The organism is Wolbachia endosymbiont of Rhagoletis cingulata (assembly GCF_048537655.1).
Lineage (GTDB): Bacteria > Pseudomonadota > Alphaproteobacteria > Rickettsiales > Anaplasmataceae > Wolbachia > Wolbachia pipientis.
The window spans coordinates 31,285-46,200 of sequence record NZ_CP175927.1; the positions used below are offsets into that span (position 1 = coordinate 31,285).

General features: G+C 35.7%; 11 protein-coding genes and 1 pseudogene. 8 read left to right on the forward strand and 4 right to left on the reverse strand.

Annotated elements, in window-relative coordinates; translation table 11 throughout:
• Positions 1–88: 88 nt before the first annotated feature.
• Complete coding sequence (gene serS, locus ACJZL3_RS00130; RefSeq protein ID WP_038198549.1) at positions 89–1,366, forward strand: serine--tRNA ligase; 1,278 nt, start codon at positions 89–91, stop codon at positions 1,364–1,366.
• Between the two features lie 34 nt (positions 1,367–1,400).
• Positions 1,401–2,672 (forward strand): phosphoribosylamine--glycine ligase, encoded by a 1,272-nt coding sequence (purD, locus tag ACJZL3_RS00135; protein ID WP_138264878.1) that lies wholly within the window; start codon positions 1,401–1,403, stop codon positions 2,670–2,672.
• A 628-nt stretch (positions 2,673–3,300) separates the two neighbouring features.
• Here purD and ACJZL3_RS00140 read toward each other — a convergent pair.
• The gene (locus tag ACJZL3_RS00140) at positions 3,301–5,835 is read right to left on the reverse strand and encodes a WD_0033/WD_0034 family tandem repeat-containing protein (RefSeq protein ID WP_419198785.1); all 2,535 of its coding nucleotides are present in this window, start codon (positions 5,833–5,835) and stop codon (positions 3,301–3,303) included.
• 437 nt (positions 5,836–6,272) lie between these two features.
• Between ACJZL3_RS00140 and ACJZL3_RS00145 the strand changes: the two are divergent.
• The 6 genes and pseudogenes from ACJZL3_RS00145 to gatC form a co-directional block, all read left to right on the forward strand.
• Positions 6,273–6,470 (forward strand): annotated as a pseudogene (locus ACJZL3_RS00145) (ankyrin repeat domain-containing protein); the annotation flags it as partial.
• A gap of 380 nt (positions 6,471–6,850) precedes the next feature.
• The gene (locus ACJZL3_RS00150) at positions 6,851–6,973 is read left to right on the forward strand and encodes a hypothetical protein (RefSeq protein ID WP_419198602.1); all 123 of its coding nucleotides are present in this window, start codon (positions 6,851–6,853) and stop codon (positions 6,971–6,973) included.
• Between the two features lie 43 nt (positions 6,974–7,016).
• A complete protein-coding gene (ltrA, locus tag ACJZL3_RS00155) occupies positions 7,017–8,264 on the forward strand; it encodes a group II intron reverse transcriptase/maturase (protein ID WP_419198601.1) in 1,248 nt (415 codons plus the stop codon).
• A 49-nt stretch (positions 8,265–8,313) separates the two neighbouring features.
• On the forward strand, positions 8,314–9,009 hold the full coding sequence (locus ACJZL3_RS00160; RefSeq protein ID WP_419198787.1) for an ankyrin repeat domain-containing protein: 696 nt from the start codon (positions 8,314–8,316) through the stop codon (positions 9,007–9,009).
• A 303-nt stretch (positions 9,010–9,312) separates the two neighbouring features.
• A complete protein-coding gene (locus tag ACJZL3_RS00165; RefSeq protein ID WP_010962322.1) occupies positions 9,313–10,239 on the forward strand; it encodes a ribose-phosphate diphosphokinase in 927 nt (308 codons plus the stop codon).
• On the forward strand, positions 10,229–10,582 hold the full coding sequence (gene gatC / locus ACJZL3_RS00170) for an Asp-tRNA(Asn)/Glu-tRNA(Gln) amidotransferase subunit GatC (RefSeq protein ID WP_010962323.1): 354 nt from the start codon (positions 10,229–10,231) through the stop codon (positions 10,580–10,582). Before ACJZL3_RS00165 ends, gatC begins: the two co-directional genes overlap by 11 nt.
• A 41-nt stretch (positions 10,583–10,623) precedes the next feature.
• On the opposite strand, the gene ACJZL3_RS00175 is transcribed toward gatC, so the two are convergent.
• From ACJZL3_RS00175 to dnaJ, 3 genes are all read right to left on the reverse strand, one after another.
• On the reverse strand, positions 10,624–11,886 hold the full coding sequence (locus tag ACJZL3_RS00175) for a Tol-Pal system protein TolB (RefSeq protein ID WP_006279726.1): 1,263 nt from the start codon (positions 11,884–11,886) through the stop codon (positions 10,624–10,626).
• Between the two features lie 5 nt (positions 11,887–11,891).
• Positions 11,892–13,526 (reverse strand): ribonuclease J, encoded by a 1,635-nt coding sequence (locus ACJZL3_RS00180; RefSeq protein WP_038198529.1) that lies wholly within the window; start codon positions 13,524–13,526, stop codon positions 11,892–11,894.
• A 209-nt stretch (positions 13,527–13,735) separates the two neighbouring features.
• Entirely contained in the window at positions 13,736–14,854 is a 1,119-nt protein-coding gene (dnaJ, locus tag ACJZL3_RS00185) for a molecular chaperone DnaJ (RefSeq protein WP_012673045.1), read from the reverse strand.
• Positions 14,855–14,916 lie beyond the last annotated feature (62 nt).

Genomic DNA, 14,916 nt, shown 5'->3' on the forward strand with positions numbered 1-14,916 from the left:
TCAACCATAATAATTTTAGTAGTATGAGAATATATTGAATATTAAGAGCTTTTGGAGTACAGTAACAATGTTAGTAATAGCACAATATATGCACGATATAGAATATATACGCAAAAACCCTGAAGGATTTGAAAAGGCAATGAAAAGCAGGGGAATTAGAGAATCTACTGCGGAAGAGATATTAGAAATCGATCACGAGAAAAGATCATTAACCACTAAACTGCAGGATTTGAATAGGCAGCGCAATGAAATCACAGAGGAAATAAAAAAGCTTAAAATGAGCAAGAGCCCCTGTGAAGAGCAAATAGAGTTGTCAAAAAGCATCACAAATGAGATAGAGGCAATCAGCTTAAAAGAACAAGCAGAAAAGGATAAGTTAGTGAATGTTTTATCTAACTTGCCGAATATTCCTGCGCAAGATGTGCCAATAGGCGCAGATGAGAACTCTAATTTAGAGGTGAGAAGATATGGAGGAAAAAGACAGTTTGATTTTGTACCAGAATCTCATTATGAACTCGGAGAAAAATTAGGTTTAATGGACTTCGAACAAGCGGCGAGAATTTCCGGATCAAGATTTACGATATTAAAAGGACAGTTAGCTAAGCTTGGACGAGCGCTAATAAATTGTATGCTTGAAATGCATGTTAATGAATTTGGCTATACTGAGGTGTACCACCCGGCTTTGGTGAAAAACGAAGCTATGTATAATGTTGGTCAGCTACCGAAATTTTCTGACGATTCGTATTTAACTACCGACGAATTGAGGTTGATTCCCACAAGTGAAGTGTTTTTAACAAATTTAGTTGCTGACAAAATAATGGAAGAAAAAGAACTGCCTATTCGCTTTACTGCATATTCGGAGTGCTTTCGTAAAGAAGCAGGTAGTGCAGGTCGCGATACCAGGGGCATGATAAGGCAACACCAATTTGGTAAAGTGGAGTTGGTAAGCATCACAACTGAAGACCAATCAAATGATGAGCTTGAGCGTATGACGAGTGTTGCTGAAGAGATATTAAAAAAATTAGAATTGCCATACAGAGTAATGCTGCTTTGCAGTGGCGATATGGGTTTTGCTGCACAAAGGACTTATGACATAGAGGTATGGTTACCTGGGCAAAATAAATATAGAGAAATATCAAGCTGCTCAAATTGTGGTGCATTTCAAGCAAGAAGGATGAACGCTAAATACTCTTCAGAAACTGATAAAAAGATGAAAAAATATATTCACACTTTAAACGGCTCAGCTTTAGCTATAGGAAGAACGATTATTGCCATAATGGAGAATTATCAAAATTCTGACGGGTCGATTGCAATACCAAACGTGTTGCAAAAATACATGAGTAATGATACTGTTATAAGCAAATAATAATTTTGACATATAGAAAAGCGAGGAAATAAAGATGAAGGTTCTGGTTATAGGTTCTGGTGGGCGTGAGCACGCTCTACTTTGGGCTCTAAAAAAATCTCCTATCTTGACTGAGTTATATGTAACTCCTGGTCGCCAAGCTATGAAAGATCTTGGGGCTCTTGTGGATGTAAATATTCAAAATTCAGTGGATGTTACACAATTTTGCAAGAGAGAAAATATAGAGTTGGTTGTTATTGGTCCAGAACAACCAATAATTGATGGGCTTGCTGATGATTTAGTTGCAGAGGGAATAAATGTTTTTGCTCCAAGTCAAGCAACTGCAAAACTTGAGGGATCGAAGTCTTTCACCAAGGGACTATGTAAGCGATATGGTATACCAACTGCCAAGTACGAGTGTTTTGTTGATGAAGGGTTAGCTAAAGATTTTGTACGTAGCAATAAAATAAAGTTTCCACTTGTAGTGAAAGCAAATGGAATTGCAGCAGGAAAAGGGGTGGTTATATGTAATACAGAAAGCGAAGCTTTTTCAGCAATAAATTCAATGCTAGTGGAGAAAAAATTTGGTGAATCAGGTGAAGAAATAATCATAGAAGAGTTTTTAGTTGGAGAAGAAGTAAGTTTTTTTGCTCTTATTGATGGGTTGAAAGTAGTAACTCTTGGGTGTGCAAAAGATTATAAGAGAGTTGATGAAAGTAATGAAAGCCAAAATACTGGAGGTATGGGGTCGTACTCATCACCTTCAATTATAAGTAAGGACATGGAGCAAAAAATTATCCAAAAAATAATATACCCTACAGCTCAAGCATTGGTTAACATGGGTACGTCTTATAAAGGAGTACTCTTTGCTGGTTTAATGATTTGCAAAGATAGCCCAAAACTTCTCGAGTATAACGTTAGATTCGGTGATCCAGAAACGCAATCTATATTACCTAGATTTGATTCAAATTGCGATTTGTTAAAATTGATGTTGTCAGTTGCAGAAGGAAAGTTAAATGTCAAAATGGTGGAACTTAACAACAAATCTACAGTTTGTGTAGTTGTTGCAAGTAAAGGCTATCCGGGTGATTATCAAAAGGGAGAAGTAATTAAAGGATTAGATAAGATTGAAAGCATTCCTGGTGTGTTGGTGTTTCATGCTGGTACTAAATTCGATGAAAGTGGTAACTTAGTTTCCGATGGCGGAAGAGTGCTAAATATAGTAGCAGAAGGGAGCACTATAGAGGAAGCCAAAAGTAAGGTGTACTCAGCATTAAATTTTTTAGAATGGCCAGGGGGCTTCTTCAGATACGATATCGGTAGTTAATGTTAGCTGTCGGTTAGCAGGTGGTTCACAGAAACGAAAAACTTCCTTGACAAACTCCGCCAGCCCCCTTATCATGAAACTGAAGCTATTGTATTTGCTTTCGCCAATCTGCAGATTAAAAGGTAAGGATTACTTAATGTATCGGCGTCTTATGTTCAATTTTTTGCAGTATATAGATACTGTATGTCTTTACAAAACTTCATCTACATCTAGATTTTTATCTAAATAAGCTGAACGCGCTTATAAAGCGTTACAAGACATCAAAAAATGCCAATACTCGACAGAGATAGTAAAAGACTAGCTAATTCGGGGATTCTTTGTCTTTTTTTCTGCTTGGTAAATTTCTTAAACATTTGCAGCATAGGTTAGTTGCAATTAAAAGCAGCTAAATCTTGCTTGTCAAGCGTTTAAAACATAAAAAACGCCAATATTTTAAAGCAGATAATAACCCCAGGGCTTCTTTTGCCTTTTTTTTCATTTGGTAAATTTCTTAAATATTTATGGCTAAACGACAATCGTCATACCGCAGCGGGATCTAGAGATACCGCGGCGGTATGACGTAGGGAAACCTTTCTTGGGTTAGCTATAAAACTAATCAGCATCTTGTTTAGCACATATAAATTAAGTTTCACAAATATAGTGCTAAACCTTGAAAATATGTTATAGCTACTTCTTCCAATTTAGTGGTGGGTTTTGACAGTACACATGTTATTTTACTAGCTACCAACTCAAGTGTCACAGAAGTTGCAATCACTGCATTTATATTCTGTACTTTAACATTTACTCTACTTTCTATTAGAGGCTTTACCCCCCTTACATCATTACGTACAGCAGTATGATTTATTTCATTTTCAATTCCACTACTATGCTGCAACAAGATATCCCCATTAACTTTTATTTCAACATTTTTGTCACTACTACCATTGTTAAAATTTAATCCCTCATCTCTTCTACTTTGTCTTTTTTCTTTTAATTTTAATTCAGTTTCTCTTTTATCAAGGGTAGGAAATGGGATGTGAGTTTTTTCCTGACCATCTTGATTTATAGCTCTTGTTGTATTAAAAGCTTCGTTGCTTTTACATGATATTGTATAAGTAAGTGGTGTGTAGATTTTTTCTTCACTATCTGGATATTTTATAGTTATTGTTGCATTAAGAATGTCTTTCAGAATATCATTTTCTCTAGCTATGTCTAAAATTTTTTGAATAACTTTGCGATCATGTAATGCGGCAAGTAACTTATCAGTTACTTTTTGATTATTTTTATGTTTTATGGTTATTGTTGTGTTAAGAATGTCTTTCAGAATACCGTTTTCTTTAGCTACTCTTAACATTTTCTCAACAGCTATACTATCTTTACGTAGTATAGCATAAGCAAGTGGTGTGCAAGTTTCTTCCTGACCATCTGGATATTTTATAGTTGTTGTTGCGTCAAGAATGTCTTTCAGAATACCGTTTTCTTTAGCTACTCTTAACATTTTCTCAACAGCCATACTATCTTTACGTAGTATAGCATAAGCAAGTGGTGTAACAGTTACTCTCCGACCATCTAGACATTTTATAGTTATTGTTGCGTTAAGAATATCTTTCAGAATACTGTTCTCCTTAGAGATTTTTAAAATTTCTTCAATAGCTATACTATTTTCACGCAGTATAGCATAAGCAAGTAGTGTGTAAGTTACTTCCCGGCTATCTGAATGTTTTATAGTTGTTGTTGCGTCAAGAATGTCTTTCAGAATATCGTTTTCTTTAGCTACTCTTAACATTTTCTCAACAGCTATACTATCTTTACGTAGTATAGCATAAGTAAGCGGTGCGCAAGTTTCTTCATGACCATCTGGACATTTTATAGTTGTTGTTGCATCAAGAATATCTTTCAGAATACCGTTTTCTTTAGAGATTTTTAAAATTTCTTCAATAGTTTTGCTATTTTTACATGATATAGCGTAAGTAAGCGGTGTGTAAATTTCTTTCTGACCATCTAGATATTTTATAGTTGTTGTTGCGTCAAGAATGTCTTTCAGAATATCGTTTTCTTTAGAGACTTTTAAAATTTCTTCAATAGTTTTGCTATTTTTACATGATATGGCGTAAGTAAGCGGTGTGTAAATTTCTTCTTGACCATCTAGATATTTTATAGTTGTTGTTGCGTCAAGAATATCTTTCAGAATACTGTTCTCTTCAGCTGCTACTAGAATTTCTTTAATAATTTTGCCATCCTCCCAGAACATAGCATGAGCAAGTGGTGTGTAAGTCACTTCCCGGCTATCTAAATGTTTTATAGTTATTGTTGTGTCAAGAATATCTCTCAGAATACCGTTTTCTTTAGCTACTCTTAACACTTTCTCAACAGCTATACTATCTCTACGTAGTATAACATAAGCAAGTGGTGTGTAAGTCACTTCCCGGTCTAGATATTTCATGGTTGTTGTTGTGTTAAGAATATCTTTCAGAATACTGTTCTCTTCAGCTGCTACTAGAATTTCTTTAATAGCTTTGCTATCCTTCCAGAACATAGCATAAGCAAGTGGCGCGTAAGTCACTTCCTTGTTATCTGGATATCTTATAGTTGCTGTTGTGTTAAGAATATCTTTCAGAATACCGTTCTCCTTAGAGACTTTTAAAATTTCTTCAATAGCTATACTATCTTCATATAGTATAGCATAAGCAAGTGGTGTAACAGTTGCTCTCCGACCATCTGGATATTTTATAGTTGTTGTTGCGTTAAGAATATCTTTCAGAATACCGTTTTCTTTAGAGACTTTTAAAGTTTCTTCAATAGTTTTGCTATTTTTACATAATATGGCATAAGTAAGTGGTGTGCAAGTTTCTTCCTGACCACCTGGATATTTTATAGTTGTTGTTGCGTCAAGAATGTCTTTCAGAATACCGTTTTCTTTAGCTACTCTTAACATTTTCTCAACAGCTATACTATCTTTACGTAGTATAGCATAAGCAAGTGATATAATAGTTGATTCTTTACCCCGATGTTTACTTACTTCCGTAGTAAGAATCCTTTGTTTTTCCTTTTCAGATATTTTTTCTAGTTCTTCAGCAATGCTACTTTTTTTGCCTTCTATTTTTGATGCTAATTTTAAAATACTTTTTTCATCTTTCTCTTTCAATTTCGAATCGTTTACCTGATGAGTCATTTTTTTTCTCAAGGTCTTTCTTATTAAACTAAGCATAACATTTTCTCTCTTCGTGGTTATAATATTTGCTTTTATGAATCAGTTGTGTTGATAATGTATTAATTGCATAGTTCAGACATTGTTTTATAAAGCAAAATTTTAGTAGACCACCTTACAAGAACGTTTCTTGCTAATTCTGAATCCGAAAAAAGGACGCAGTAAAGTTATTTGTAAGGGAAGAATGAAACTTGTAGCTATAGCTAAACTGACTTACGATAATTTGAAAAACCGTCATCCCGCTGCTTGTTAGCGGGATCTAGAGATACCGCGGCGGTATGACGGTTCGCAGTGGTATGACGGTTCGCGGCGGGATGACGATAAGCTCGTCATCCCGCTACATTAATATTGTATTAATAAAAACTTAATAATAATCCTTAATAATATATGAACTAACATGTTTGCAATTTCGTATGACAGAGGAAACAAAAGATGGATATGCTTCCTTATACGTTGCAATTCAGGAAGGTAATATTGAAGCTGCAGAACTACTAATAAAATGTGGCACAAACGTCAATGATCATTATGAACGCAATCGTACGCCACTGCATATTGCCATCGGACGCAAACAATTAGAAATAGCAAAATTGCTGATAAAAAATGGAGCAAACGGTGTGCCGTAGAGATACAAAGAATGTTCAAGTAAGAGCAAACTAAGTGCAAAAGCTGCACAGTAGATGAGGGTAGGTCCCTCGGAGCCGGTTTACAAGAGCAGGCTTCAAACAACCATAAGCTGCTTTGGTAAAGAGCCAAGGTAGTGAGCGTTATGGAAAAGGCATAATTATATGTCATGTAAGGAATAGAGAGATGAACGAAAGTGAACCACTGATGAAGTGTCGAAACCTTTTAAATGACGTCAAAACCAGGGGGTCGTTTGTAACCTGGGATAAATCTATCGGGAGCTTGTTTACTGGATAGATGGCGTCCGGCATAAAGGTGGCATGAATCCATTTCAGGCTATTGTGTGGAACTACGGGAACCTGTCGTTTCGATGATAAGGGAGAAATCCAAGGAGCTAAACTCTAAGGATGAGAGTACCGATGCGAAAAACAGGGGCGGATCAGCTCGTAGTAGTGAAGAAGTTTCTGTAATGGAAATCGAGAGAAGGGGCTGAGTTATTTAGTTTTAATGATTTATCAACCGAAAGGGAGGAGTTAATGAGTAAAACAAAGTCTTTTGATATATCAAAGCAACTTATTTGGAGAGCTTATAAACAAGTATCGAAAAATAAAGGTGCTGCTGGTGTGGATGAGGTTTCGATAACAAAGGTTGAAGAAAATCTAAAAGATAATCTGTACAAACTATGGAATAGGATGTCATCCGGAAGTTATTTTCCAGAGCCGGTAAAAGCTGTTGCGATACCAAAAGATACAGGAGGGCAAAGAATTTTATGTGTTCCTTCAGTATTCGACAGGATAGGGCAAACGGCTGCTGCTATGTATCTAGAGCCGCTGGTAGAACCAAAATTTCATGAGGATTCATATGGTTATAGACCAAATAAGTCTGCACTGGATGCGGTAGATACAGCTCGTAAAAGATGCTGGAGGTACGATTGGACGATAGATCTTGATATATCTGGATTTTTCGACAATTTGGACCACGGCTTGGCATTGCAAGCTATCAAAAAGCACACAGACTGCAAATGGGTCATACTGTATGTTGAGAGGTGGATGAAAGCCCCCATTCAGCAAGCAGATGGCAGTAAGGTAGTTAGGGATAAAGGAGTTCCGCAAGGAGGTTCAGTTAGCCCAATCATCTCTAATATATTCATGCATCATGTGTTTGATATATGGATGAAAAAGAACTACCCGACGGTACCATTTGAGAGGTATGTGGATGATGCGATAGTGCACTGCAGAACAGAGAAACAGGCAGAGTTTGTGAAAGTAATGATCGAAGAAAGATTGGCTGAGTATAAGTTGAAATTACATCCTGAAAAGACACAGATAGTGTACTGTAAGGATGACAATAGGAGTGGTGGATTTCCTAAACAAAGTTTTGATTTTCTGGGTTACACATTCAGACCCAGGTTAGCAAGAAATAAAATAGGGAAATATTTTGTCTCATTTCTCCCAGCAATTAGCAACAAGGCCAAGAAAAAGATTACTACAACCATAAGGTCATGGAAAATGCTACGAAATACGCATATAACATTAGAGGAGATGTCAGGAAAAGTAAATCCAATAGTCAGAGGCTGGTATCAGTACTATGGCAAATTTTACAGAACTGAAGTATACAAATCTCTAAAGAATATAGAGCGGCATCTAGAAAAGTGGGTGAAAAGGAAATATAAGAGACTCAGGAGTCACGGAAGACTAGCAAGACAATTTCTAGGAAAGGTGAGAAAGAGGTCTCCGGATATTTTCTATCACTGGACACTAGGGTTAGGCCAAAAGGCTGAATAATGGAAGCTGTATAAATCAAGAGGTTTACGTACAGTTTTGCGAGAGACTGGTGGGGAAGTTCCACTGGTCTACTCTCCTTAATGCAAAAACTCAAAATCATGGTAAAGATGATCTAACACCAATGCACTTTGCAGTTTTTGCAAATACGCCAGAATTTATAGAATTACTAGCTAGCCATGGTGCATTGATTAATGAAAGAGAAAGTACCGAAGGGTATACTCCTCTTCACTTTGCTGCTTTATATGGGAACAAAAATATAATACAAGCCTTAATTGATAAGGGACAAGATATTGAAGATGTGGACAATAATGGGCGAACAGCTCTGTTTTTAGCTGCTAGGCAGTGCACTGAAGCAGAAGATGATAGCAGAATAGAAATTATCAAGTATTTGATAGACAAGCTCAAAGCAGATGTAACAAAGAAAGACAATAATAACAATGCAGTACTCTTTCCTGCCGCTAATAATTGCCCTGGAAAAGTGGTAGAATTCATCATTGAGCAATATATAAAAATCTTTGAGTTAGAGAATTTTATCAACCACAAAAATAATGATGGAATGGATGCTTTGGATATTGCGCTGAATAGTGGAAACGAGAAAGCTATTGAAGTATTAAGATCATATGGAGCAGATATCAAGAATAAGGTAGATGGTAGCATTCAAAAAATTACTGCAGAAAAACCAAGTAGTACCCTAGACAGAGCAGAAAGTGCAGAGGTAGCGCCTCCAATTAAGCAAAGAGTATAAAGCTTTTTATAAAGCGATTATAAATTTCAGTAAGTTGCAGAGGCTCTACAATGGGAAGTGTAGTATGTTAGCAGATACAAATGACTAGATAAATTATATTTCATTAAAGTCATTTATCTTGAAACATAAGCAGGATTTTGTATAGTTGTTTCAATTTGGGTCTATATATTGAAACAACGCGTGAAAATGACAGGTCATTGTACAAGAGGTATCTAATTCACCGACAAGAATGCTAGATAAAGACACTTACATTTCAATTATTTCACAATTTCTGTATAATCTTAAAAACTCAATTAGTGCGTTATGAAGATAATAATAGGTAATGCTAGTAAGGAATTAGGGGAATCAGTAGTTAACCGGCTAGATGTTCAACCATCCTCTGCTTGGATATCAAAGTTTACCGATGGTGAGGTAAATGTAGAAGTAGCAAATGATCTATATAATCAAGAAGTATATATAATACAATCTCTTTCTCCCCCTGTGAATGATAATCTTATGGAGCTTCTGCTTATAATTGATGCAGTAAATAGATTAGGAGCCAAAAGGATAGTAGTAATTATCCCTTATTATGGATATAGCAGGCAAGATAGAATTATCAAGAACAATAATGTGCAGTCTGCTTTAAGTGCCAAATTAGTTGCAAATCTTATTCAAACTGCAGGTGCAAGTAGCGTTGCAGTTATTGATTTGCACTCAAGTCAAATTGAAGGATTCTTTGATGTACCGATAACTAATTTGAACTGCTTTGAAGCATTTGTTGACTCTATACACACAGAAAATTTGGCAATTGTTGCACCTGATGTTGGAGCAATTGGCAGAGCACGTGCTTTTGCAAAGACTTTAGAGGAAAAGTACAAGATAGGGTTAAATGATAAGATTATTGTAGTAGATAAATATAGGGAGAAAGCAGGCACATCTCAAGTAATGAACATAATAGGAGAAGTTGCAAATAAAAATTGTGTCATTGTTGATGATATAGTTGACTCTGGTGGAACATTGTGTAATGCAGCTCTTGCTTTAAAAGGCCACGGAGCAAAGTCCGTAATTTCATGCATCACACATGGCGTGCTTTCAGGAAGTGCAGTTGAGAAAATTTCTTCCTCTTCTTTAGATAAATTAGTGATTACGGATACCATACTTCACAAATTTGAAAAAACTGGTAAAATAGAAGTTGTTTCGGTCGTAGATATTTTAACTCACTTTATCCAAGGAGGTAAAGATGCCAGCTAAGTCAACAGAAGACGTTATTACTTCACTAATAGAATTTGCAAATAAGAGAAAAATAACAATTACCAAAGAAGAAATGCTTAAAATTGCACAGCTTGTAAGGATTAAGTTATCAAATGACGAGATTGATCACTACTCCAAAGAACTGACAATGCTGGATTGGATACATGATACTTTATTGCAAGTTAATACTGAAGGTGTTTCTCCTATGCGTTATGGCAGCATAGACAAGGACATTCATGTACGCGATGATGTTATAAATTCTCAAAACATTAAAAAAGAGATATTGTCCAATACAAAACCTGAGCATGGGTATTTCGTAGTGCCAAAGGTTATAAGCAATTAAAGTAAAATAAGGCTCATATCAAATCTATAATAGATCTACTTTCAAAAATAAGACCAATCCGGTAAAGAAGCATTTGTGGGAGTGGAAACCATTTTTTGATTTTTCTTTACTAAGTCTACTAAATATAGTTTAGAGTTGCTTGGTGATTCTGTTCTTGTAAAAATGATTTCTCTACCATTTGGTAACCATGCCGGGGATTCAATTTTATGCCCCTCTGAAAGCAGACGTTCTTCTTTGCCATCTGGCTTCATAACTCCTATGTAAAATTTTCCTGACTGAATCTTTGTAAAAGCTATCAGATCTCCTTTTGGCGACCAAACAGGCGTAGCATATCTTCCACTTCCAAAACTAATTCTTTTAGGTTTTTTACTTTTGTTAGTAAAATCGATAACGTACAGTTGCTGACTCCCACTTATATCAGAACTAAAAGCCATATACTTTTGATCTGGAGAAAAAGAGGGAGAAGTGCTTATAGCTGAACCTTTAGTAATTTTTTTTGTTCGTTTACTACTTAAATCCAAAGATAATATATTCGTTTCACCACCCAATGAGTGGGAAATTAAAAGAGATTTACCATCGGGAGAAAATCTTGGTGCAGAAACAACTCCTTCAAATGCGCTGATTATTGATTCAGTGTTATCTTTTAAATTTTTTAATATTATATAACTTTTACCATTTGCGTACGAGATATAAACAATACCCTTTCCATTTGGTGAGAATCTCGGTGTTGACACAAATCTATCGCCATTTGTTAAGTATTTTATATTACTTCCATCTTGATTCATCACAGCAATTTTACGCACAGATTTGTAGTTGCTATCTTTTTCTTCAGCGATATACGTGATTTTTGTGTTGAAGTGCCCTTTCTCACCAATTAATCTATCATGTATCACATCCGAAACGAGGTGACCAATTTTTCTCCAGTCTTTTGCTGGAAAAACAACTGACTGAGTAAGTAATTCTCTTTTTGTAAAAGCGTCAAATAAACGAAATGATAGCTCTAATGCACTACCAGATATTTCGCTTAAACTTACTGTGACTACAGTATCGCTTTTCCAAGATTTAGATTCAGCTTCCGCGCCACGTTTTACATTAAATAAGCCACAATTAGATAAATTTGTTCCTATTACCTTTGCAATATTTTCGCTTAATTCGCTTTCCAACGCTGTTTTACATGTACATTTAGATACAACAAGACCAATGTTACCAACACTGCTTTTTTTTATATCAACATATAAAGCAGCTTTTGTAAAATAAGGAATAAATAACGAAATAAATAACACCAGATGAACGAATAGCTTCATTCATTTCATACCTGTTCTATCTGAACCTCAATTATAGGCCTTTTTAGTAAATATTCCTTTAAGATACTCAATATTGAACTTTCAATCTTATTTTTAATTTTTTTTGTTGGCTGCAAACTAAACAACGACTCAACTTTCTTGACAATTTTCTGTATGGTAGCTGCATCTTCTAGCACTTCAAAAACACCAGGTACAAATACTTTTGGTTTAGCAAGCAATTTATTTTTCTTGTTTACAACTGCTGTTACCACAATAACTCCGGCATCTCTCATTCTTTTACGCATTTTTATAACACTGCTCTCCGGATGACGTAGCAACATACCATCAATACCAAAGTAGTCAACATCAATTGAATCAACCTTTCCTCCGTTCTCCAAATTAACAATATCACCTGGTGCAATCATTATTGCTTTTGCCACACCGCACTCTTTAGCAAATTTTACATGTGCATGCGTGTGAATATATTCGCCGTGAACTGGAATAGACATCTTCGGTTTTATTAAAGAATACATTTCCTTTAGCTCTTCTCTTGTTGGATGCCCAGAAGCATGAACATGCTCTGTTTTTTCAGTAATAACTTCTACCCCCATCTCAATAAAGGCATTGAGCATGTTGTGCGCACGAGTTTCATTTCCAGGAATGATTTTTGACGAAAAGATCATGGTATCACCTTGCTGCATTTTAAATGCTTGATGACTCTTAGCAGCAAGTCTTGCGGTAGCTGCCAGTGGCTCACCTTGACAACCTGTGCAAAGTAGCACCAGTTCTTCCCTTGGAAAATTTACTGCTTCCTTTGCTTCAAGAAACTGAGGAGAATCAGTTAAATAACCACTATCTTGCGCAACTTTCACTATTCTCCATAAAGATCTACCAAGTAAAACTACTTTTCTATTTAGTGCTTTTGCAGCTTGGCTTATCGTTTCAATTCGTGCCACATTTGAAGCGAATAGCGAAACAGCAACTAATTTTTTAGACCGCTTTATTATGTTATAAATATTATTATAAATTTCACCTTCTGACTCAGGGTGATGCTTGCTTAATATATTGGTTGAATCGCAAATTGCTGCAAGCAGGTCACCTTTATCGCCAATTTCTTTTAGACGCTCCATATTAGAAGTTAATCCAACAACAGGTTTTGGATCAAATTTCCAGTCTCCGGTATGGAGTGCACTACCCATTTCAGTGCTAATTAATATTGAATTTGCCTCAGGAATTGAATGAGTTACATTTATAAACTCGACGGTAAAAGGACCCAAATTTATGCTGCCATTTATGTCTACCTCTTTCACAGGCACTATACCTTCCAATCGAAATTCTTTTAGTTTCTCTTTAAGAAAATTAACCGTAAACTTTGTTGTATATATGGAGCACTGCAACTCTTCCCACAAGTGGGGCACTGCACCGCAGTGGTCCTCATGTGCATGTGTAATTATTATTCCAAGTAAATCTTTTTTTCTTTGAGCAATAAAATCTATATCAGCAATGAGCAGCTCAACACCTGGCATAGTTTCATCTGCAAAACCAACACCAAGGTCGATCATAATCCACTTACCTTGGTAATGATATAGGCTAACATTCATCCCGATTCTTCCTACTCCCCCAAGCGGAAGAAATAAAAACTCATTTTTGTTTATATTCATTAAATTTAAATTATTCAAACCTGAGAATAGCAAAACTTCGACCTTAAATAAAGAAATTTATTGCTTTTACATAGTTTTAAGGAACTAAGAAGTTTCTGTTGGCTAATAATAACACTATTGTTAAGTTTTCCATTAATAAGGTCAAAGAATTGCAGGATTAAATGAAAACCCGTAAACAGTTACCCCTTTAATGTCATTTAGCAGATTTCTTATTTTTTTTTTACTTTACTAAAAAACCCTTCAGATTGCTGTTGTACACTTGCATTTTCCTCTTCTTCAAGCGCTTTTAATAGTTCAATTTGCTTTTTAGTTAAATTTTTTGGATTTAAAGTCTCAACTATTACCTGTACGTATAAATCACCACGAGCATGTGAGTTCATATATGGCATACCCTTTTCCCTACAACGTAGTTTGGTACCAGTTTGAGTGCCTTCAGGGACCTTTACTTTTATTTTAGCTCCATCAATTGATTGAATATCGATTTCACCACCAAGCACTGCTAGTGTCATTCTTATAGGCACTTTACAGTGTAAATCTGCTTTATTTCTAGCAAAGATTTTATGGAAAATTATTTTCACGTATACGTATAAATCTCCACTTTTTCCACCTTTTGTTCCAGCTTCTCCTTTACCACTTATCCTTACCTTAGCTCCTTCTTCTATGCCTTTTGGAATTGAAACGGATATATTTACTTCATCTCTTCTACGTCCACTTCCACCACATTTCTTACATTTGTTTTGTATTATTTCTCCTTCCCCATAGCATGTAGTACATGTTCTTTCGATGGTAAAAAAGCCTTGTTGAGTTCTAATCCTACCGCTTCCCTGGCATGTGTGGCACTGAACTGGTTTAATTGCTCCTTCGCCACCTGTGCCTTGGCATGTATCACATTTTACATTTGTCACATAATGTATAGGCGCTTGTATTCCTTTAAATGCATCTTCTAAGGTAATTTCAAGATCATAACGTAGGTCTGCTCCAGATACTCCTGTTGTACTTCTTTTTGCTCTCGATCTACTTGCACCACCACCGAATCCTCCACCAAAGAAGTCATTGAATATGTCGCTAAAATCTCCTGCAGAGCTAAAGCCTTGAAATCCACCAGAAGCACCTTCGTGGCCATAACGGTCATAGCCTGCCCTTTTCTCAGAGTCAGACAGAACTTCATATGCAGCTGTTACTTCTTTAAATTTTTCCTCTGCTTCTTGATTGCCAGGATTTCTATCAGGATGATATTTTAATGCTAATTTTTTATACGCTTTTTTTATCTCATCAATACTGGCATTTCTGCCTACTTCCAGCAGATCATAGTAGTCTTTTTTGCTCATATATAATAGTTTAGTGCTTAACCTTTAAAGATAGGTATTACATATATTAATTTCAAGTGTGA

Coding starts and splice junctions, on each gene's coding strand:
- serS (WP_038198549.1), top strand. CDS start 89: ATGCACGATATAGAATATATACGCAAAAACCCTGAAGGATTTGAAAAG.
- purD (WP_138264878.1), top strand. CDS start 1,401: ATGAAGGTTCTGGTTATAGGTTCTGGTGGGCGTGAGCACGCTCTACTT.
- ACJZL3_RS00150 (WP_419198602.1), top strand. CDS start 6,851: ATGATAAGGGAGAAATCCAAGGAGCTAAACTCTAAGGATGAGAGTACC.
- ltrA (WP_419198601.1), top strand. CDS start 7,017: ATGAGTAAAACAAAGTCTTTTGATATATCAAAGCAACTTATTTGGAGA.
- ACJZL3_RS00165 (WP_010962322.1), top strand. CDS start 9,313: ATGAAGATAATAATAGGTAATGCTAGTAAGGAATTAGGGGAATCAGTA.
- gatC (WP_010962323.1), top strand. CDS start 10,229: ATGCCAGCTAAGTCAACAGAAGACGTTATTACTTCACTAATAGAATTT.
- ACJZL3_RS00175 (WP_006279726.1), bottom strand. CDS start 11,886: ATGAAGCTATTCGTTCATCTGGTGTTATTTATTTCGTTATTTATTCCT.
- ACJZL3_RS00180 (WP_038198529.1), bottom strand. CDS start 13,526: ATGAATATAAACAAAAATGAGTTTTTATTTCTTCCGCTTGGGGGAGTA.
- dnaJ (WP_012673045.1), bottom strand. CDS start 14,854: ATGAGCAAAAAAGACTACTATGATCTGCTGGAAGTAGGCAGAAATGCC.